The following is a 19,057-nucleotide window of genomic DNA, read 5'->3' as shown; positions in this document are numbered from 1 at the left end:
TAGCATGCAAATTAGCATGAGAGACATTCATAAAGCATTTGGAGCGAATAAAGTGCTTGAGGGAGTGAACATCGACATTCAAGATGCCGAAGTTCATGCGCTTATGGGGGAGAATGGAGCAGGGAAGTCAACGCTCATGAACATTCTTACTGGTCTTCATAAGAAAGATCAGGGAACAATCGAAATTGATGGAAAAGAACGTGTCTTTGACAATCCGAAAGAAGCTGAGGAAAATGGCGTCGCCTTCATTCATCAGGAGTTAAATATTTGGCCTGAATTAACGGTTTTGGAGAATTTATTTATTAATAAGGAACCGGTTACATCTTTTGGACTGATTCATACGAAAAAAATGAAAGCGATTGCGAATGAGCAGTTTAAGAAACTAGCTATCTCCATTCCTCTTCAGCAGGAAGCCGGAAAATGTTCCGTTGGGCAGCAGCAAATGATTGAAATTGCAAAAGCATTAATGACGGATGCGAAAGTGATTATAATGGATGAGCCTACAGCAGCGTTAACAGAACGTGAAATTCAAACGCTGTTTCAGGTCATACGCTCGTTAAAGAAGAGCGGCGTTTCCATCGTCTATATATCGCACCGAATGGAAGAGATTTTCACCATCTGTGACAGAATCACCGTGATGCGAGATGGAAAAACAGTGGATACAAAGCCAATCCCAGATACAAGCTTTGATGAAGTCGTTCGGAAAATGGTTGGTCGAGAATTAACCGATCGCTTCCCTGAGCGTGCTCCTAAGCCTGGTGAGACGATGTTAGAAGTAAAGGGCCTTGCAAGAAAAGGAATCTTCCAGAATGTGAGTTTTAAAGTAAGATCAGGTGAGATTGTAGGGGTTTCCGGATTAATGGGTGCTGGACGAACAGAAGTGATGCGCACCATTTTTGGACTGGATGGAAAATACACGGGTGATATCTACATTAAAGGCCAAAAAGTGGTCATTAAAAATCCTTCTCAGGCTGTTCAGCTGGGACTTGGTTTTATTACAGAGGACCGAAAAGAAGAGGGACTTGTGCTCGATTTCTCTCTTAAAGACAATATCGCATTACCGAGTCTTTATAGTTTTGCTCCTAAAGGCTTAATTAATGAAAAGAGTGAGCAAGACTTTGTTGAGCTACTCATTAAACGGTTAACGATTAAAACGGAGTCTGCTAAAACAAGTGCTAAAAACCTTTCTGGTGGTAATCAACAAAAAGTGGTTATCGCAAAATGGATTGGAATCGGACCTAAAGTATTAATATTAGATGAGCCTACACGTGGTGTTGATGTTGGAGCGAAGCGTGAGATCTATCAATTAATGAATGAGTTAACGGATCGTGGAGTTGCGATTATCATGGTTTCCTCAGAACTACCTGAAGTGCTTGGTATGAGCGATCGGATTCTTGTTTTCCGTGAAGGTCAACTGACTGGTGAAGTATCCAAAGAGGAAGCGACGCAAGAGAAAATAATGACGCTGGCAACAGGAGGTCAAGAAAATGAAGAATGAAATGAAAACAAATCATGTGGGTAACGTGATGCAGAAGCTTGGACCGCTATTAGGTTTACTGGTTCTTGTTGTAACCGTTTCCATATTAAACCCAAGTTTTTTAGAACCTCTTAACTTATTAAACTTGCTGCGACAAGTGGCAATTAATGCACTTATTGCTTACGGAATGACATTTGTTATTTTAACAGGCGGAATTGACTTATCGGTTGGTTCGATATTAGCGCTCTCAAGTGCACTAATGGCTGGCATGATGGTGTCAGGAATTGATCCGATTCTAGCGATACTGATTGGCTCATTACTTGGTGCTGTTATGGGAATGGTCAATGGACTGTTGATTACGAAAGGAAAAATGGCGCCATTTATTGCAACGCTTGCAACGATGACATTATTCCGTGGATTAACGCTCGTCTATACAGATGGGAATCCGATTACAGGGCTTGGCGATAGCTATGCTTTCCAGCTTTTCGGAAGAGGCTATTTCCTTGGTATCCCAGTTCCGGCGATCACGATGTTACTCTCATTTGCTGTTCTCTGGGTGATTCTTCATAAAACACCGTTTGGTCGTAAAACGTATGCCATCGGTGGAAATGAAAAAGCGGCTCTTATCTCAGGTATTAAAGTGAATCGTATGAAAGTGATGATTTATTCTCTAGCTGGACTACTTTCAGCTTTAGCGGGAGCGATTCTAACGTCGAGATTAAATTCAGCACAACCAACAGCAGGGACATCGTATGAGCTTGATGCGATCGCTGCCGTTGTCCTTGGTGGAACAAGCCTTTCCGGTGGCCGTGGTTTAATTGTCGGTACGTTAATCGGTGCGCTCATTATCGGTACATTAAATAACGGGTTAAATCTTCTCGGTGTATCATCATTCTTCCAGATGGTTGTTAAAGGAATTGTTATTATCATTGCAGTCTTGATCGATCGTAAAAAAGCGGCTTAGGAGGATTACTATGAAAAAGTTATTGCCATTCCTGCTCAGTTTGTCCTTACTTGTTCTTGGAGCGTGTTCGCTTCAACCGCCTGAATGGGCCAAGCCGAGTCAGGAAACGGATATAAAAGATATTAAAATTGGTTTATCTGTTTCAACGTTAAATAATCCCTTTTTCGTTTCAATGAAAGATGGGGTAGAAGCTGAAGCAAAAGAAAAAGGAATGGATGTTGTCGTCGTAGATGCGCAAAATGATGCAGCAAAACAAATTAGCGACGTGGAAGATTTGATTCAACAGGGTGTCGATGTTCTTCTAATTAATCCAACCGATTCAGCTGCCATTTCGACGGCGGTTCAATCAGCGAATAGCCTTGGCATTCCCGTCGTAACGCTCGACCGTTCAGCTGAAAAGGGCGAGGTCGCAACCCTCGTTTCCTCTGATAACGAAAAAGGTGGAGAGATGGCTGGCGAGTTTTTGGTTGAGCAGTTAGGAGAAGGCGCCAAAGTAGCTGAGCTTGAGGGGGTACCAGGTGCATCGGCTACTCGAGAGCGCGGGAAAGGATTCCATCATATTGCTGATGAGCAGCTTGATGTTGTTGCAAAGCAGACAGCTAATTTCGATCGTACAGAAGGTTTAAATACGATGGAAAACTTGCTCCAGGGTAATCCCGATATCAAAGCGGTATTTGCTCACAATGATGAAATGGCGCTAGGAGCCCTACAAGCCATTCAAAGCTCAGGGAAAGACATTCTCGTTGTTGGATTTGATGGCAATGAAGATGCCATTAATAGTATTCAAGATGGAAAGCTATCAGCGACAGTTGCACAGCAACCTGAGGAAATTGGTTCACTCGCCGTTCAGGCTGGAGTGGATGTACTAAAAGGAAACGAAGTCGATGAAACGATACCTGTTCCATTGAAACTTGTATCAGAAGAAACAAAATAAGACGAAGCGCTCCCACTTATGGGGGCGTTTTGTCGTTTAAGAGGAAATGGAAGAGAAAAGTCGAACTCAATTACTAGAAGTGAAGGAGGTTGTGGAGATGGAAGCATGGATTGAAGCAATGTTCTCAGAAAAGATTGTTGATGAAGCGATTAACCGGTTTGGAATCGAAGCGACAAATATAAAGAAACAAGGCGACTTCGAAAACTATGTTTTTGAAGTAGAAGAAGATGAAAAGGCATGGATTCTTCGTTTGACTCATAGCTCTCACCGTACGGTTGAGGAAATAAACTCCGAACTTGTTTGGGTTAATCAATTACATCATGAAGGCGTTCATGTTGCATGCGCCTATCCTTCAAAAAATAACGACATGGTGGAGTGTTTTTCAACAGAAAAAGGGCAATTTTTTGCGTGTTTATTTGAAAAAGTTCCTGGAGATGCGGTTAAAGTGAATGAGGCCATATTTGGACCTCCTCTATTCGAAGCGTGGGGAAGAGAGATCGGGAAAATGCACCGTCTATCGATGAAAAGGAAGCTATCCTTTCAGCGACAGAGATGGGACGAAGGAGACTTGCTTCAATTCGACCGCTATCTCTCCAAAAGCGAAGATGCCAAAATCATAATAGAAGGCAAAAGACTCATTGAAGAAATACAAACATTCCATGAAACAGGGAAAACGTTCGGACTTATTCATTCGGATGTTCATCACGGTAACTTTCATTATGACGGTCAGCACATTCATCTCTTCGATTTCGATGATAGTATGTATCATTATTATATTAGTGATCTTGCTATTCCTGTCTATTATGCGGTATGGCATAAATGTGGAAATGCGTCTCTTACTGAGCGTTCAAGCTTTGCCACAGCATTTTTACGCTCGTTTTTGAAAGGGTACCGTGAAGAAGAGAATGTCTCCTATGAATGGCTTAAAACACTTCCGTATTTTCTTCGATTAAGAGATTTTGAGCTTTATACCGTGTTTCATAAAAAGTTTGATATAGCTAAGATGAATTCAAAAGAAAAAGCCCTATTGAATGATATACGTGAACGTTTGATTCACTCTGAATTAATCGCAGAGCCTGCTTTTGAAGATAGAGAGAATTGGGTTGAAAGCACGTAACGATGTTTTCCAATTACTAAGAAGTGGTAATGTACTTTGCGTAGCTTTTAACAGAAAGGATGATTGAAAGTGGCAAAAGTACAAATTGGAAATTCAGGTTTACAGGCAAATCCAATCGGGTTAGGTACAAACGCTGTTGGTGGACATAACATTTATCCGAATTTAAATGAAGAAACAGGGAAAGACCTTGTAAGAGCAGCATTAGATAATGGCATCAATTTATTGGATACAGCTTATATATATGGCCCTGAGCGTTCTGAAGAACTTGTTGGCGAAGTGATAAAGGAACGTGGAAGCCGAGATGATATCGTGCTCGCAACAAAAGGAGCTCATGAATTTAAAGGAGAAGAAGTTGTTTATAATAATTCACCTTCGTTCCTAAAACAATCGGTAGAGAATAGCTTAAAGCGACTTCAAACGGATTACATCGATTTATTCTATATTCATTTTCCGGATGAACAGACTAACAAAGCTGAAGCTGTAGGTGCTCTTAAAGAATTGAAAGACCAGGGGAAGATAAAATCAATTGGTGTTTCTAATTTTGATTTAGAGCAGTTGAAAGAAGCAAACCAGGATGGCTATGTTGATGTGTTGCAAAGTCACTACAACTTATTCCATCGTGAGGCTGAGGAAGATCTCCTTCCTTATACAGCAGAACAGGGGATTTCTTTTATCCCATACTTCCCACTTGCCTCCGGACTTTTAGCAGGTAAATATGATGAAAAGACAACGTTCGATGATTTTCGCTCAAAGAATCCTCTCTTCCAAGGAGAAGCTTTTAAAGCAAACTTAAAAAAAGTCGATCAGGTACGCAATATTGCGAATGCGAAGGGTGTTGAGGTGCCACACCTTGTCCTTGCGTGGTATTTAACACGTGATAGCATTGATGTCCTTATCCCAGGGGCCAAGCGACAAGAACAAGTGGTTGATAACTTGAAAACACTTGATGTGAAGTTAACAAGTGAAGAAATCCAGCGAATTGACCAAATTTTCAAGTGAAAAAAGGAGAAGCCAGGGGCGTTCACGTCCTCTGGTTTTTTAGTAGGCAATACCGGAGTTTACTGAAAGGAGTCAAGACACGATGAAAAAAAACGTGCTGTTTATCTTAACTTTAACGATCGTGCTCATTGCTATTCTCCTTATTTTTCTTTTCGAAGAAGACCGCGCCGCACGTCCGGGAATGATTCTATCTCTTGGTGCAGTGGCCGTGGTCTTTCAACGGGTTATCTGGTTAGTGGCAAAAAGAAAAAAGAAGAGGCAAAGAAGATAGCTCTGGAAATCATGAACGTATCGCCTGTTACAGAATGGAAGTAGTTGGTGAAAAAACCTTAGATGTTTGCCTAAGAGGGAAAGCTTGTTCTTACATAAAAAAAGATTTGAAAGGCTGCTACGTTATGTGTTGGTAGACACTAAAAGCAAAGCGCTAGGTAACTGTCATCTAAATGAAATATCAAATTCAGTCCATATTCTTTCAATGCGTAGGAAAGACTACTATAATGAGTACTGGATGGGGAATATAAAGTTCCTATCTTAGAATAAAGGGTGAACATCATGGAACGTAAATCAAATGAAGCTGAGATTGCGAGTTATGTTGGAAAACTGTTAAGAGATAACTTTGGGAAAGGCCCTTCATCGGTATACGTCTCGATTCATGAGCCGTATATGACGATTTACTTTCGCGATTTTCTTGCTCCGATGGAACGTGTTCTTGTGGATCAGAAAGAAGACATGCGTGTAGAAGAAACGCGCGATTTGCTCATTCAAGGCCTATTGCCCGAAATTAAAGCGTCGATTCGAGTCATGACAGGTGTTGAAATCGAGTCCTTTTATCATGATTGGTCGCTTCAAAATCGATCTGGTGTTATTGTGGGTGTGATGAAAAACATTCTTGCACTGGAAGGAAAAGAACTTCCTGCATACGATGAGAAAGAACGTGTCCATGAGGAAATTATTCGCGTGAGTATGCTTGCGGAAAAAGCGCCAGAAAAAGTAGACTCCTGTATGTTAAATGATCGAACGCTCGTTGTTCTTCGAGATGGCATTCTTGTTCGCATCGAAAAAGAGTTAATTCGCGATGGTTTTGAAGAGCAATTGAAATTAACAAAAAGGCGACTTGAGAAAAGTTTGCTTCATGATCACCAATTTGAATCAATCCTTTCTACAAAAGTGGAAGATATCTTTGTAGATTGGGATTTTAATTTAGATAAAAGCTATATTACATTAATCCTTAAACCAAATGGATAATAGGTGGAAATAAACTGGGCGATAGAACCAGTTATAAGCCAAAAAGAACCAGACCTCTGGTTCTTTTTGGCTTTTTTTATTTTACTATCCTTCCAATGCAACTATAGACACTCTATGAACAAAGAATCAGTCAAGGAGGAAGATAATGAAATACCTTATCGATCATTCAAAAAGAACCATTCATCGAACACCATTTGCTGGTGATCAATGTGAATTCCACACCACCCCTATTACCAAAAGAGAAGGAACGCACGATCATCTTTACCTTCAAAAGCTAATCGATAAAGAATCATATGAAATTTGCAGTTATTGTAAAGGTAGTATTCGGTAGGCGTTCACTGATCGTAAAAAGAAGGAAGTCCCTCCTCTCGAATCGAATGGCTTAATGATGTGGAGCAGTTGGTGAGGAGGGAAGACATGGGTCGAAACAGAGCTGGAGTGATCATCATTCAAGATGACCAAATCGCGTTAATTGAGCGAAAACGACATGATGAAACGTATTATGTTATTCCAGGCGGTGGAGTGGAAGAAAATGAAACTTTCAACCAGGCTGCCAAAAGAGAAGCTCTTGAAGAACTAGGAGTAGACGTCTGTGTAAAAGCGTTGTATACGTCTTTCCAATTTAATGGGAAACATTTTTACTTTACGGCTGAAATCACCGGTGGAGAATTTGGAAACGGAACCGGTAGTGAATATCAGTCTTCTTCTCATAAACAAGGTACGTATAAAGCGGTTTGGATACCATTAGATGAATTAAATGAATTATGTATCTACCCTGAAGCTGTGATGTCAGTATTGGTTGCTGACGCTAGGCGTAACCTGACTGAAGGAAATCGAGAGACAGAAGAGAGAAACGATCATTTAAGCTGGGTGGGAAGTAAGGATCCTTATTTAGATAAACCAAACTGCACTCTCATTGGGAAGGTCTGGGTAGGACGATTCGGGGGGGATTTGACTGCTGGCCAGGTCAAGAATGAAGATGGATGTCTTATCTGGAATGGAGCGGACTGGGAACTGGCCATCGTGTTAGATGCCCATAAATCAGCGAGTAGTGCAGCTCTTATTATAGATGAATTTGAGCAGAACCAATCGTACTTGACAAACATCCTTGCTAAGGAGACAGCAGAAGCGATGATGGTATTGCCGAATGCGATTTTAGCCCTTTTTCAAAACGAAGCATTTAAGCAAAAGTGTCGGGATGTGGAAGGGGAAACAGCCTGTTTGATCGCTGTCCGAAAAGACAAGTATCTCTGGTGGTTCTCAGTAGGTGATTGTCTCTTGTTTTTGATGCATCCAGAGTTAGAATCACTTGGAGAATCGGTACAAAATCATCGGAGCTTCTACGAATGGGTCGGCGAAGTTAACACATTTGATGCGACCGTTCCATGCTATAGTACAGGCACAAAGGAATTGAGAAAAGGAAATAATCGCATCTTGTTAACGACGGATGGGTTATTAGAGTGTCCTCATACAAATTTCTATTTACCAGAGCAAGTTGTCGCCATGATGAAAGATAAATCAGTTCGAAAAGGTTTACAACTGCTATTAAATGAGATACAGGTTAAAGGCGTAAGAGATAGCACGACGATCTTGGCATGGGATCAATTCATTCTTGAAGAGGGCACTATGCCGAGTGACATATAATGAACGAAGACGTCGCATCCATGCGACGTCTTCATTTAGAATGAATTGATAAGCTGAATCACATACCCTCCTATGATTCCAATTCCCACGATCATCCATGCTGGCCATTTCCAAATGGATAAAAGTGCGAATAGCACCGCGGCAAGAGCAAAATCTTCTCCTGACAAGATGGCGCTTTTGAAAACTGGATCGTAAAAGGCCGCTAACAAAATCCCTACCACGCTTGCATTCACGCCTATTAAAAGTTTTTGGAAGGATGCCCGTTTTCGTAACTCGTTTAGAAAAGGCAGGGCAGCGGTAATCAATAGAAAGGATGGTAAGAAAATCGCAATCGTTACAACAATTGCGCCTGTTACGCCCCCTATCATCGTACCGAGATAGCTTGCGAACGTAAATAAAGGACCTGGAACTGCCTGTGCCATTCCATAACCTGAAAGAAATTGATCAGCTGTAAGAAGTCCTTCGGGAACAATTTCTCGTTCAATCATAGGTAGGACGACATGTCCTCCCCCGAATACCAGTGCACCGACTCGAAAGAAGGTGTCGAATAAATGAAGTAGCGGGTGATCGGTTAATCGCTTAAGAATCGGAAGGACAATTAATAGTGATCCTAATAAAACAAGCGCAGAAACGCCAACTTTTTTGGATAAGGAAACAGGAAATGGCTCTACGTTTGTCTCTGTTTTGTCGCTAAAAAGTCGTAATCCAAGCAATCCAGCACCTGCAATAATAAGGAGTTGCATCCAGGCAGACGGATAGAGTAGCAAGATAAAAGCTGCTGCTAACGCGATCGCCATTCTTGTGCGATCAGGTGTTAACTTTTTCCCGAGTCCAATAACTGCGTGAAGCACGACCGCAGCTGCAACGATCTTCAAACTATGAATGAATGTGCCGTCTCCTAGCGAAAAGGTTTGATAAAGCAAGGCGAAGACGACAAGAATAAAAACAGAAGGTACTGTAAAGCCGAACCACGATAGAAAGCCACCGAGCATGCCACCGCGCATCATCCCGATTGCAATTCCGACTTGACTACTAGCGGGTCCAGGGAGAAATTGACAGAGCGCAATGATGTCAGCATACATTTTGTCATCAAGCCATTTTCTCCGATCAACATACTCATCTTTAAAATAAGCAAGATGCGCCACGGGGCCACCAAAAGATGTTAAGCCAAGACGCGTTGATACGAGAAGAATTTCAATAAACGTTTTAAATGAGTGTTTTGCTGGCATGTCGATCCCCCATTAGTCTTTGATTTCTTTAAAAAGCTCGTATGCTTTTGATTGCGCCTCTGATAGAATTAGTGCGCCTTTCTCAGTTGTTCGATAGTATTTTCGAATTTTCCCATTCACATTACTTTCTTCCTTAGAAAGCAGATCATCCTTCTCCATGTTGTGAAGGATAGGATATAATGTACCAGAGCTCATTTCATACCCATGCTCACGAAGTTCTTCTAGCATCCAGGATCCATATATAGGCTCTTCCTTAGCGTGATGGAGAATATGAATTTGTATGAATCCTAAAAATAGCTTTCGCAGTATCTTATTATCCACTTGTTTCCCTCCTCAATATCTAACACCGATATCGAAAATCGATATTGGTGTTCTAGATTAGTGTAGATGGAAATGGGAGAGGGTACAAGAGAAATCTAATACTTTTAATTAAGCTTTAACAATAATCTTCCATATAGGTTGTAAAAGAACATCCAATTAATCCGTAATCATGATGGAGCGCTTATGCTTAATTTCTTTTCTTAACGCTTCAGGTATAGTAAGATATTGACTGTTGTTTAGAAAATGAATAGACAGTAAATTCTAATGGAAGTAAAATAAATTGTATTTCATGATTATCGAAAAGGGAGGGGAATACATGGAGGAAAAACAGACATATGAATTTTTAGCTGATGATCCGGATTTTAATGTGAAACCAGTTATGATTTCCCTTATTATTGGCGCGTTTTTTGCTATCTTAAATGAGACACTTTTAAATATCGCTTTAACCACATTAATGGATAAATTTAGCGTAACGCCTGCAACGGTCCAATGGATGGCCACCGGCTTCTTATTAGTAATGGGGATCTTAACGCCGATTTCGGCTCTTCTTCTCCAATCATTTACCACAAGACAGATGTTTATTGGAACAATGACGATCTTTACAATCGGAACGCTTATATGTGCAGTAGCGCCAACGTTTGCCGTTCTATTAACTGGTCGACTACTTCAGGCAGTTGGAACGGGATTGTTAATTCCAATCATATTTAACACCTTTCTTCTTATATTTCCGCCTGAGCGTCGCGGAACGGTTATGGGAACAGTTGGACTTGTCATCATGTTTGCACCAGCGATTGGGCCAACACTTTCAGGAATCATTGTGGATCAGCTCGGTTGGAGATATCTATTTCTTACAGTAATCCCATTTGCTTTGTTTTCAATTGCATTTGGCTATAAATTCTTAAAGAACGTTGGAGAAGTAACAAAGCCAAAAGTGGATGTCCTTTCTATCCTTTTATCTACAGTTGGGTTCGGTGGAATTGTACTAGCATTTAGCTTTGCGGGAGAAGGAGAAGTGAGCTATTTAGCTCCACAAGTCTTTTTTCCTCTTATCATTGGAATCGTAACATTAATCCTATTTGTCATGAGGCAGCTTAAATTAGAGGAGCCATTGCTCGATGTTCGAGTCTTTAAATATCCAATGTTCACCGTTGCGGTATTACTCTTCATTATCATTATTATGGCTATGTTCTCATCGGAGATTATTTTACCAATGTACATGCAAGGGCCGCTAGCTTTATCTCCTCAAACGGCTGGCTTAATTCTACTTCCTGGGGCACTGTTAAATGGATTGATGTCACCAGTTATGGGGAAATTATTTGATAAATTTGGTCCGAGAAAACTCATTATTCCAGCAAGCTTTGTGCTAGTTGGCGTTATGTTTACTTTTAGTAAAGTTGGATTAGACACCTCCATCACGTTAATTGTAGTCACTTACATCTTACTCATGTTATCCATATCAGCGATCATGATGCCAGCTCAAACGAATGGGTTAAATGGACTGCCGAAAAAGCTCTATCCCCATGGAACAGCCATTATGAACACGCTCCAACCTGTTTCAGGAGCGATTGGGGTCTCGGTATTCATTAGTATCATGACAAATCGTCAACAAAACTATCTCGATCATGCTTCAAATCCTGCGAGTGCACAAACCATTAGTGAGTCTCTTGTATCAGGAGTTGAGCTTGTCTACCTTGTTGCCTTTGGATTTACGATTGTTGGTTTCTTCGTTTCTCTCTTTATTCGTAAGGCATTACCTGAAAACCATTCAGATCAGCCCGAGGTTCAAGCTGTAAATGAATAACAAAAAGCGTCTCTCATTGAGACGCTTTTTTTAGTTGTCACAACTCTGTAACGAAATATCCGACTTTATGCTTTTATGGAGAAAGAGGAACTGTAATATAATTGAAAAGATATGTAATCAATGTTTAGAAGCTGTGAAGAAAAGGTAAATGATGAGAGGGTTTTTCGTTACATTCCTAGTTATCCCCTGGTTCTTTCCTTATTTTCTCTATTCTTTAACAGGAAGGTTACGATTCATGGAGCAACTTTACGACAGTATTAAAAGAACGTTTTCATGAATAGACGAGGAATTGGACACCCTTTATATGAAATTTGACATTAAATTTTTTAGGGAGTATTATACTCAAGTATTAGGATTTAAACAAAATTAACATTTTTACATTTAAAATATATTCTTAAACGTATTTTACAATTTACAAGGAGGTTTACAACTGACATGCGAAACAAATTAAGCAGTCAGATTAATAAGCCATGGACATTGTTCTTTGGAGTCATTCTATTATTCTGGTTAAAAACGTATGCCGTCTATCAAACTGAATTTGATTTAGGAATTCAAAATAGTATGCAGTCGTTCCTATTAGTATTAAATCCGATTAGTTCTTTGCTTCTATTCTTTGGATTTGCGCTATTCTTTAAAGGGCGCAAACGGGCGTGGGCTATTCTAATTATTGATTTTATCCTTTCATTTATTCTTTATGCAAATGTTGTGTACTATCGTTTCTTTAATGACTTTATTACACTTCCAACCGTCATGCACACAAATGACGCCGGTGAATTGAAAGACAGTGCGTTTGCATTGATGCATTTCTCAGATGCGTTCTATTTTATTGACACGCTGCTAATTCTCGGATTAATTCTCTTTAAAGTGGTTAAACCTCAAGTAGCGATCAAGAAGAAGAAGATTGCGCTCGTATTTGCATCAGCAGCCGTTTTCTTTACCGTGAACCTTGGCCTTGCTGAAGCAGATCGTCCTGAACTTCTCACACGTGCTTTTGATCGTACGTATCTTGTGAAGTATATTGGACAGTTTAATTATCAAATTTTTGATGTTGTCACTACTGTTAAGTCTAGCTCTCAAAGTGCATTTGCAAGCAGTGATGACCTAACGGATGTTCGAAACTTCGTTGAAGCAAACCGTACAGAGCCAAATCCAGAGTATTTTGGTAAGGCTGAGGGAATGAATGTTATTTATATTTCCCTTGAATCGCTTCAAAACTTTGTGATTGGAAAAGAAGTTGATGGTCAAGAAGTTACTCCATTCTTAAACAGTCTTATTGAAGATAAAAATACGTTTTATTTCGATAATATCTTCCATCAGGTTGGACAGGGGAAAACATCGGATGCTGAATTCATGATGGCAAACTCACTCTATCCACTCCCAAGTGGATCAGTAGCGATGGAAAAAGCGCGTAACACCTATCAGGCGCAGCCAGCTATTTTGGAACAAAAAGGGTATTCAACGGCATCCCTACACGGTAATGGTAAAACGTTCTGGAACCGTGATGAAATGTATAAATCATTCGGTATTCAGAAATTCTTTGATTCAAGCTACTATGATATGAATGAAGAAGACGTTCATAATTATGGTTTAAAAGATAAGCCGTTCTTTAAACAATCGATTCCATATCTTGAAAGTCTTGAACAACCGTTTCATGCGAAAATGTTGACTTTATCAAACCACTTTCCGTTTACAATGGACGAAGGTGATGTTGATTTCCCAACCCCTGAAACGAATGATTCAGTTGTAAATGGTTACTTCCAAACGGCAAAATACATGGATGAATCCATTGAACAATTCTTTAATGATTTGAAAGAATCAGGGCTTTATGACAACACTGTGATTGTGATGTATGGGGATCATTATGGTATCTCAAATAACCACAATACAGCTATGTCAGAAGTAATGGGTGAAGAAGTAGGTCCTTACGAAAATGCTCAACTTCAGCGCGTACCGTTATTCATTACGGCACCTGGTGTAGAAGGGAAGCAAGTGCATAAATATGGTGGTCACATGGATGTTCGTGATACTGTGCTTCACCTACTTGGTGTTGAAACAGATGATTACATCTCATTTGGTTCCGATCTTCTATCAGAAGATCACCGTGAAATCGTGCCATTCCGTAATGGGGATTTCGTGACCCCAGAGGTTACGTCAGTTAACGAGAAATGTTATGCTAATCCGACCGGTGAAAAAGTGGATGCAGAGAAATGTGAGCAGGCAGGACAATTTGCAAAAGAGTCACTCGAACTTTCAGACAAAGTCGTTTATGGTGACTTGCTCCGCTTCTACGAACCTGAAGGATTTACTCCAGTTGATCGTAATGATTACAACTATACAGTTGACCAGGTAGAACCGACTCAAGAGGATCCTGCACAAGAAAAAGAACAGAAATAAAGACAAAGCATCCCGCCTCGCGGGATGCTTTTTTTTAGTCAAATAAGACCATTTTACATCTAAAGTTGTAGAGAGAGATGAGACAATGTTTGGTGGTAGTTAATAGATTTATAGGGTATCATTTCCATATAAATAGGAAGTGAGGAGATCATGATGAAACGACCAATATGCATCACATGTGGAACTCAGTACGAGGAAATGGAATCCAACCCAAGTAGTTGCCTGATTTGTAAAGAAGAAAGACAATATGTAAATCCGGATGGGCAGGAATGGACGACGCTTGTGGAAATGCAAAACAAACCGTTTCAGAATCAAGTGATTGAAGAACAACCAGGATTATATAGTATCACGACAGCCCCGACCTTCGCGATTGGCCAAACAGCGTATCTGGTGCAGAGTAATGGATTTAATGTGTTATGGGACTGCATTTCCTATCTTGATGAAGATACAATTCAAGCGATTAATGAGATTGGAGGGATTGATGCTATTGCTCTTTCGCATCCTCATTATTATTCTTCTCAAGTAGAATGGGCTGAAGTCTTTAATGTCCCAATCTACATCCATGAAGACGATACAAAATGGGTGATGAGAGAGAGTGAAAGAATGATATTCTGGCATGGTGAGTCGTGGGAGCTTGCCCCTGGCTTAACCATTCATCGTCTTGGAGGACACTTTCAGGGTGGCGCAGTACTTCATGTGAAAGAAGGTAATGAAGGGCAGGGCTTACTGTTAACCGGTGATATTATTCAGGTTGTTGCGGATCAGGAGTGGGTGAGTTTCATGTATAGCTATCCTAATTTAATACCTCTTCCTGCTAGTAAAGTGAAGGAAATGGCTCATAAGGTCAAGCTGCTGAAGTTTGCTCGCCTTTATAACGCCTTTCATCGTGTCGTCAAGTCTAACGCAGATCAAGCTGTCCAGCGTTCAGCTGTACGCTATCTTAAAGCGCTTGAAGGCACGCTTTTTCAAACGTAAAAACAACACCTCCTTTAAAAAAGGGGGTGTTGTTTTGAAGAAGAAGGAGAAGGGAAAGAGCTTTTCATAATCGAATACAGTTAAAAGAGGAGAGGATAAGAGATGAGAATTTACAATTATAGTCGATCGGCTGGAAAAGAAATAACAAAATTCGGATCGCAGTTTGTCATGTCTCGTATTACTCAAACTGAATCAAGTGTACATATTGGCGCCATGTACCTGGATAAAGAGGGACTTATAGGCTTTCACCAGGCAGTGACACCGCAATTATTATTAATCATAAGTGGAGAAGGCCTGGTAAGAGGAGAAGAGAATGAGTTAGTAAAAGTAAAAGAAGGAGATGCTGTGTTTTGGAATAAAGATGAATGGCATGAAACGACGTCTGAAAAAGGGTTAACGGCCATTGCGATTGAAGGTGAATTTGACCCGGATTTGTTTTTGGTTGAAAAAGAAAAATCAGAAGCACAAGAGGAAGTTTAATCGTAATGAATAACACAGTTGGAGATAAGAACACAAAAAAGCTCTTCCACCGGGGAAGAGCTTTTTTAATATGATTTACGCTTTAACTACGTTAGTAGCTTGTGGTCCGCGGTTACCTTGCTCAGTGTCAAAAGTAACTGTTTGACCTTCTTCAAGAGTTTTGAAACCTTCGCCTTGAATAGCTGAGAAATGTACGAATACGTCGTCTCCGCCTTCAACTTCGATGAAGCCAAAACCTTTTTCTGCGTTAAACCATTTTACTGTACCTTTATTCATGTGTGTATCCTCCAAGTGCATTTTGCACAAATATTACTATTCCTGCTCTACATAATCATTTGAGATGTAAGTACTTCCTAAAGTAGCCTGCTCTTTAATAATCAGTACCGAACAACAATAATTAACCTTAGTATAACACGTCTCCCAAAAAAAGCAAACCTCTTCTGAAAAATCCTGTTTTTTTTGCTTTTAAAATAGAAAGTGGACTGAAGTTGATTGTCACTTTTGTTAGCGTTTATTCCTGATTCTAATAAAGCGAAGTGAAAATATTTAATGTAAAATGAAATGCGTTCCTCTATGATAGAATAGAGATTCGATTTATCAGCGGAGGTAAAAGAGATGCCAGTTCAAGAATCCATAATTGCCCAAGAAGTTCAATTAATTGGAAAGCAGTTAGAAGCACGAAAATTAGATATTGCAAAAAGCTTATTGAAACCTGGTGAGGGTACTGCAGAAGCCCTTAGGTTACATACTGAGCTTGTTCAGCTATGTGCAGATACAATTTTAATTGGTTTAGAAGACACAATGCCACGGATCACAAAGTGGGGAAGAGAGACAGGAGATCTGGCTGTTCAATACGGTTCAGAATTAGATGAATCTCTAAAAACGACGTCAGAATTTAGGCAGGCCATTTGGGACGTTATTGAACTCATAACGGTTGAAGTGAATCAAACGGTTCAAAGTGTTTTTAGAGCTGGTAAGTTGGTTGATCGGTTACTTGATCAAGCAGTTTATGCCTACAGCACTGCTTACGTTACCTCATATAAGAATAATCTCAGTCATGCGCAAGAGGTATTTCTTGAGCTATCTGTTCCGGTTGTGCCAATCCTTGAAGGCGTCGCTGTCTTACCAATTATTGGAGATATCGACACGCATCGTGCCAGCCTTCTTATGGAAACAGCACTGAGAGAATCAACTGTAAAAAGCTTAACGCATTTATTTATCGATCTTTCTGGAGTCACGATTGTTGATACTATGGTTGCCAACAATATTTTTAACATTGTTTATTCTCTTGAACTTCTTGGAGTAAAGGGGATTCTATCCGGTATTAGGCCGGAAGTGGCTCAAACGATGATCCATCTTGGAATTGATTTTTCATCTATTCAAACACATAGTACGTTAAAACAAGCATTGGCTAGACATATATTGTAGTTTCAACACGGTGGAGGAAAAAAACTGTCCAAATGGGCAGTTTTTTTTTGAACTTTTTCTGAAAAAACGGAAAAAATTCAATCCATTGACGATGAAGAAAATCACTAATAAAATGGTCTCGAAAAATCTTAGTTATATCCTCTCTTCCACAAGCAAGAACAAAGCCATCTTAACGGTTTGTTTCTAGTCCAATTGTCTAGCAGAGGGAATCAAGATGCTTTTTCTAAGCATCATGTCATAAGATTTTCTTTATTTATTAGGAAGGGAGGATGTCGTAATGCTTTATCGAATTACGGTTTATCTTCTAGGTATGTTTATAAACTTTTTTGGTGTTGCGCTTGTGATTCATGCAACCCTTGGAGCTGGATTTTGGACATCCTTTTTTATTGGGTTATCAGATTTAGCCGGACTGACAGTTGGTTTTTGGTACGGGGTGTTTCAAATTCTTGTCATTTTTCTCAATGGCAGCTTAATGAAAAAGAAACCGGAATATGGTGCAATTCTGCCAATTATTCTAGAGAGCTTTATACTCGATTTCTGGTTAGAAATCGCTTTTGCTTCAGTCCAGTTAACGACAGCCCCACTAATGGCGAAAGTGGGAGTCCTGATTTTAGGGATGATTGCAATTGGTTTAGGGGTAGCTATTTATATTTTGCCGCAATTTCCACGAGCCCCGTTCGATCAGCTATTTCTTGTCATTAGTGCTAGATTCAACCTAAGTCTGCAAATGGGACAGACGATGGTCGCAGTTGTGATGGCAACTCTTGCTCTACTAATTGGCGGTCCGGTTGGGATAGGGACAATTGCGCTCGTGTTTCTACTTGGCCCAATTATACAGTTCTGGTATGAAAGAGCGTACCCGATGTATTATATGCTTTATCCAGCGCAAGCACCGCATGAGGAATATTTATAAATGTGTATCACAAGACGCTTTTGTTCAAATGCAAAAGCGTCTTTTTCTTGATAGAGGTATTCTGTCATTTAATTTAGACTTTTGCGAACTTTAAAACAAGGGTATACCCATTCTGGGAGGGGTTAACTGATGAAGAAAATAATCAATCAACCAGATGACGTTGTAAGCCAAATGCTGGACGGAATGGTGAAAGCACATCCCGAATCCTATCTACGACTGGAAGGTACAACTGTCCTAGTGAGAAAAAATCTGTCGGAAAACAAAGTAGGTATTGTTAGCGGAGGAGGAAGTGGACATGAACCTGCACATGCCGGTTTCGTTGGAGAAGGTATGCTTGATGCAGCTGTGAGCGGAGAAGTTTTTACGTCTCCTACACCTGATCAGATGTTAGAAGCGATTAAGGCAGTTGATCAGGGGGCTGGAGTTCTCCTTATCACTAAAAATTACACTGGGGATGTCATGAACTTTGAAATGGCGGCTGAGATGGCAGAGGACGAAGGCATATCTGTCGAACAAGTGATTGTCAATGATGATGTTGCCGTAGAAGACAGTACTCATACAACAGGACGAAGAGGTGTAGCAGGCACTATTTTCGTTCATAAAATTGCAGGGGCGGCAGCAAAAGAAGGGAAGCCATTGAAGGAAGTGAAAGCGCTTGCTGAGGATGCGATTCAAAACGTGAGATCAATGGGGGCGGCGCTTCATCCAGCCCAGGTTCCTGGCTCAGGAAACCCGGGGTTTGATATTAAAGAAAATGAAATGGAGCTTGGAATTGGTATTCATGGTGAGCCTGGAATGGAAACGATCGGACTGGTTTCGGCAGATGAATTGGCAGAGCGTCTTGTAGAAGAAGTACTACCCGAACTAGAACTAAAACAAGGCGATGAAACAGCGGTCATTGTGAACGGAATGGGAGCAACTCCATTAATGGAACTTTACATTCTAAACAATCGTATTCAAGATCTCTTAAAGGAAAAAGGCATTAAATCGGAATTAACGTTAGTTGGCAACTATATGACTGCGCTTGAAATGGCAGGTGCTTCTTTAACAGTTCTAAAATTAACGAATGAACGAAAGAAATACGTGACAAACCCATGTCAGACGATTGCATGGACGATAAACGACTAAGGAGGATC

The 19,057-nt window shown here is 40.3% G+C and carries 19 protein-coding genes; 16 read left to right on the top strand and 3 right to left on the bottom strand.

Annotation, left to right across the window (positions count from 1 at the left end):
* Positions 1-4: 4 nt before the first annotated feature.
* The 9 genes from LC090_RS17520 to LC090_RS17480 all read left to right on the top strand — a co-directional run bounded on the left by LC090_RS17520 (position 5) and on the right by LC090_RS17480 (position 8,380).
* Positions 5-1,498, top strand: coding sequence for a sugar ABC transporter ATP-binding protein (locus tag LC090_RS17520; RefSeq protein WP_226659294.1), 1,494 nt, complete (start codon positions 5-7; stop codon positions 1,496-1,498).
* A complete protein-coding gene (gene rbsC / locus LC090_RS17515) occupies positions 1,488-2,441 on the top strand; it encodes an ABC transporter permease subunit (protein WP_226659293.1) in 954 nt (317 codons plus the stop codon). Before LC090_RS17520 ends, rbsC begins: the two co-directional genes overlap by 11 nt.
* A gap of 10 nt (positions 2,442-2,451) precedes the next feature.
* Positions 2,452-3,375 carry a ribose ABC transporter substrate-binding protein RbsB gene (rbsB, locus tag LC090_RS17510; protein ID WP_226659292.1) on the top strand — a complete coding sequence of 308 codons (924 nt, stop codon included), beginning with the start codon at positions 2,452-2,454 and terminating at the stop codon, positions 3,373-3,375.
* 97 nt (positions 3,376-3,472) lie between these two features.
* Positions 3,473-4,492: a phosphotransferase enzyme family protein gene (locus tag LC090_RS17505; RefSeq protein WP_226659291.1), complete on the top strand. Its 1,020-nt coding sequence runs from the start codon at positions 3,473-3,475 to the stop codon at positions 4,490-4,492.
* A gap of 69 nt (positions 4,493-4,561) precedes the next feature.
* A complete protein-coding gene (locus LC090_RS17500) occupies positions 4,562-5,491 on the top strand; it encodes an aldo/keto reductase (RefSeq protein WP_226659290.1) in 930 nt (309 codons plus the stop codon).
* A gap of 82 nt (positions 5,492-5,573) precedes the next feature.
* Complete coding sequence (locus tag LC090_RS17495) at positions 5,574-5,762, top strand: hypothetical protein (RefSeq protein WP_226659289.1); 189 nt, start codon at positions 5,574-5,576, stop codon at positions 5,760-5,762.
* A gap of 281 nt (positions 5,763-6,043) precedes the next feature.
* Positions 6,044-6,736, top strand: coding sequence for a Na-translocating system protein MpsC family protein (locus tag LC090_RS17490; RefSeq protein ID WP_226659288.1), 693 nt, complete (start codon positions 6,044-6,046; stop codon positions 6,734-6,736).
* Between the two features lie 145 nt (positions 6,737-6,881).
* Positions 6,882-7,067: a hypothetical protein gene (locus tag LC090_RS17485; RefSeq protein ID WP_226659287.1), complete on the top strand. Its 186-nt coding sequence runs from the start codon at positions 6,882-6,884 to the stop codon at positions 7,065-7,067.
* Between the two features lie 86 nt (positions 7,068-7,153).
* Entirely contained in the window at positions 7,154-8,380 is a 1,227-nt protein-coding gene (locus LC090_RS17480) for a protein phosphatase 2C domain-containing protein (protein WP_226659286.1), read from the top strand.
* Positions 8,381-8,415: 35 nt separating this feature from the next.
* On the opposite strand, the gene chrA is transcribed toward LC090_RS17480, so the two are convergent.
* A complete protein-coding gene (gene chrA / locus LC090_RS17475) occupies positions 8,416-9,609 on the bottom strand; it encodes a chromate efflux transporter (RefSeq protein ID WP_226659285.1) in 1,194 nt (397 codons plus the stop codon).
* 12 nt (positions 9,610-9,621) lie between these two features.
* Positions 9,622-9,930, bottom strand: a complete 309-nt coding sequence (locus tag LC090_RS17470) for a PadR family transcriptional regulator (RefSeq protein WP_226659284.1) — start codon at positions 9,928-9,930, stop codon at positions 9,622-9,624.
* A 316-nt stretch (positions 9,931-10,246) separates the two neighbouring features.
* On the opposite strand from LC090_RS17470, the gene LC090_RS17465 reads away from it, so the two are divergent.
* From LC090_RS17465 to LC090_RS17450, 4 genes are all read left to right on the top strand, one after another.
* Positions 10,247-11,731, top strand: coding sequence for an MDR family MFS transporter (locus tag LC090_RS17465; RefSeq protein WP_226659283.1), 1,485 nt, complete (start codon positions 10,247-10,249; stop codon positions 11,729-11,731).
* Between the two features lie 435 nt (positions 11,732-12,166).
* A complete protein-coding gene (locus tag LC090_RS17460) occupies positions 12,167-14,125 on the top strand; it encodes an LTA synthase family protein (RefSeq protein WP_226659282.1) in 1,959 nt (652 codons plus the stop codon).
* A gap of 150 nt (positions 14,126-14,275) precedes the next feature.
* Positions 14,276-15,100: an MBL fold metallo-hydrolase gene (locus LC090_RS17455; RefSeq protein WP_226659281.1), complete on the top strand. Its 825-nt coding sequence runs from the start codon at positions 14,276-14,278 to the stop codon at positions 15,098-15,100.
* A gap of 102 nt (positions 15,101-15,202) precedes the next feature.
* Positions 15,203-15,580 (top strand): cupin, encoded by a 378-nt coding sequence (locus LC090_RS17450; RefSeq protein WP_226659280.1) that lies wholly within the window; start codon positions 15,203-15,205, stop codon positions 15,578-15,580.
* A gap of 75 nt (positions 15,581-15,655) precedes the next feature.
* Here the strand turns inward: LC090_RS17450 and LC090_RS17445 are convergent, their stop codons facing one another.
* Positions 15,656-15,856 carry a cold-shock protein gene (locus LC090_RS17445; protein ID WP_098442444.1) on the bottom strand — a complete coding sequence of 67 codons (201 nt, stop codon included), beginning with the start codon at positions 15,854-15,856 and terminating at the stop codon, positions 15,656-15,658.
* Positions 15,857-16,195: 339 nt separating this feature from the next.
* On the opposite strand from LC090_RS17445, the gene LC090_RS17440 reads away from it, so the two are divergent.
* From LC090_RS17440 to dhaK, 3 genes are all read left to right on the top strand, one after another.
* A complete protein-coding gene (locus LC090_RS17440; protein WP_226659279.1) occupies positions 16,196-17,008 on the top strand; it encodes an STAS domain-containing protein in 813 nt (270 codons plus the stop codon).
* A gap of 277 nt (positions 17,009-17,285) precedes the next feature.
* A complete protein-coding gene (locus LC090_RS17435) occupies positions 17,286-17,921 on the top strand; it encodes a YczE/YyaS/YitT family protein (protein ID WP_226659278.1) in 636 nt (211 codons plus the stop codon).
* A 129-nt stretch (positions 17,922-18,050) separates the two neighbouring features.
* A complete protein-coding gene (gene dhaK / locus LC090_RS17430; protein WP_226659277.1) occupies positions 18,051-19,049 on the top strand; it encodes a dihydroxyacetone kinase subunit DhaK in 999 nt (332 codons plus the stop codon).
* Positions 19,050-19,057: the final 8 nt, after the last annotated feature.

This window comes from Guptibacillus hwajinpoensis (genome assembly GCF_020524165.1).
Taxonomy (GTDB): domain Bacteria; phylum Bacillota; class Bacilli; order Bacillales; family Guptibacillaceae; genus Guptibacillus; species Guptibacillus hwajinpoensis_D.
The sequence above is the reverse complement of the archived record's forward strand: the minus strand, read 5'-3'. Positions and strand labels throughout refer to the sequence as shown.

What these genes read in the sequence shown, in the direction of transcription:
- LC090_RS17460 (WP_226659282.1), top strand. Translation starts at nt 12,167, where the DNA reads ATGCGAAACAAATTAAGCAGTCAGATTAATAAGCCATGGACATTGTTC.
- LC090_RS17445 (WP_098442444.1), bottom strand. Translation starts at nt 15,856, where the DNA reads ATGAATAAAGGTACAGTAAAATGGTTTAACGCAGAAAAAGGTTTTGGC.
- LC090_RS17450 (WP_226659280.1), top strand. Translation starts at nt 15,203, where the DNA reads ATGAGAATTTACAATTATAGTCGATCGGCTGGAAAAGAAATAACAAAA.
- dhaK (WP_226659277.1), top strand. Translation starts at nt 18,051, where the DNA reads ATGAAGAAAATAATCAATCAACCAGATGACGTTGTAAGCCAAATGCTG.
- LC090_RS17485 (WP_226659287.1), top strand. Translation starts at nt 6,882, where the DNA reads ATGAAATACCTTATCGATCATTCAAAAAGAACCATTCATCGAACACCA.
- LC090_RS17520 (WP_226659294.1), top strand. Translation starts at nt 5, where the DNA reads ATGCAAATTAGCATGAGAGACATTCATAAAGCATTTGGAGCGAATAAA.
- rbsC (WP_226659293.1), top strand. Translation starts at nt 1,488, where the DNA reads ATGAAGAATGAAATGAAAACAAATCATGTGGGTAACGTGATGCAGAAG.
- LC090_RS17505 (WP_226659291.1), top strand. Translation starts at nt 3,473, where the DNA reads ATGGAAGCATGGATTGAAGCAATGTTCTCAGAAAAGATTGTTGATGAA.
- LC090_RS17440 (WP_226659279.1), top strand. Translation starts at nt 16,196, where the DNA reads ATGCCAGTTCAAGAATCCATAATTGCCCAAGAAGTTCAATTAATTGGA.
- LC090_RS17480 (WP_226659286.1), top strand. Translation starts at nt 7,154, where the DNA reads ATGGGTCGAAACAGAGCTGGAGTGATCATCATTCAAGATGACCAAATC.
- LC090_RS17490 (WP_226659288.1), top strand. Translation starts at nt 6,044, where the DNA reads ATGGAACGTAAATCAAATGAAGCTGAGATTGCGAGTTATGTTGGAAAA.
- LC090_RS17495 (WP_226659289.1), top strand. Translation starts at nt 5,574, where the DNA reads ATGAAAAAAAACGTGCTGTTTATCTTAACTTTAACGATCGTGCTCATT.
- LC090_RS17435 (WP_226659278.1), top strand. Translation starts at nt 17,286, where the DNA reads ATGCTTTATCGAATTACGGTTTATCTTCTAGGTATGTTTATAAACTTT.
- LC090_RS17455 (WP_226659281.1), top strand. Translation starts at nt 14,276, where the DNA reads ATGATGAAACGACCAATATGCATCACATGTGGAACTCAGTACGAGGAA.
- chrA (WP_226659285.1), bottom strand. Translation starts at nt 9,609, where the DNA reads ATGCCAGCAAAACACTCATTTAAAACGTTTATTGAAATTCTTCTCGTA.
- LC090_RS17465 (WP_226659283.1), top strand. Translation starts at nt 10,247, where the DNA reads ATGGAGGAAAAACAGACATATGAATTTTTAGCTGATGATCCGGATTTT.
- rbsB (WP_226659292.1), top strand. Translation starts at nt 2,452, where the DNA reads ATGAAAAAGTTATTGCCATTCCTGCTCAGTTTGTCCTTACTTGTTCTT.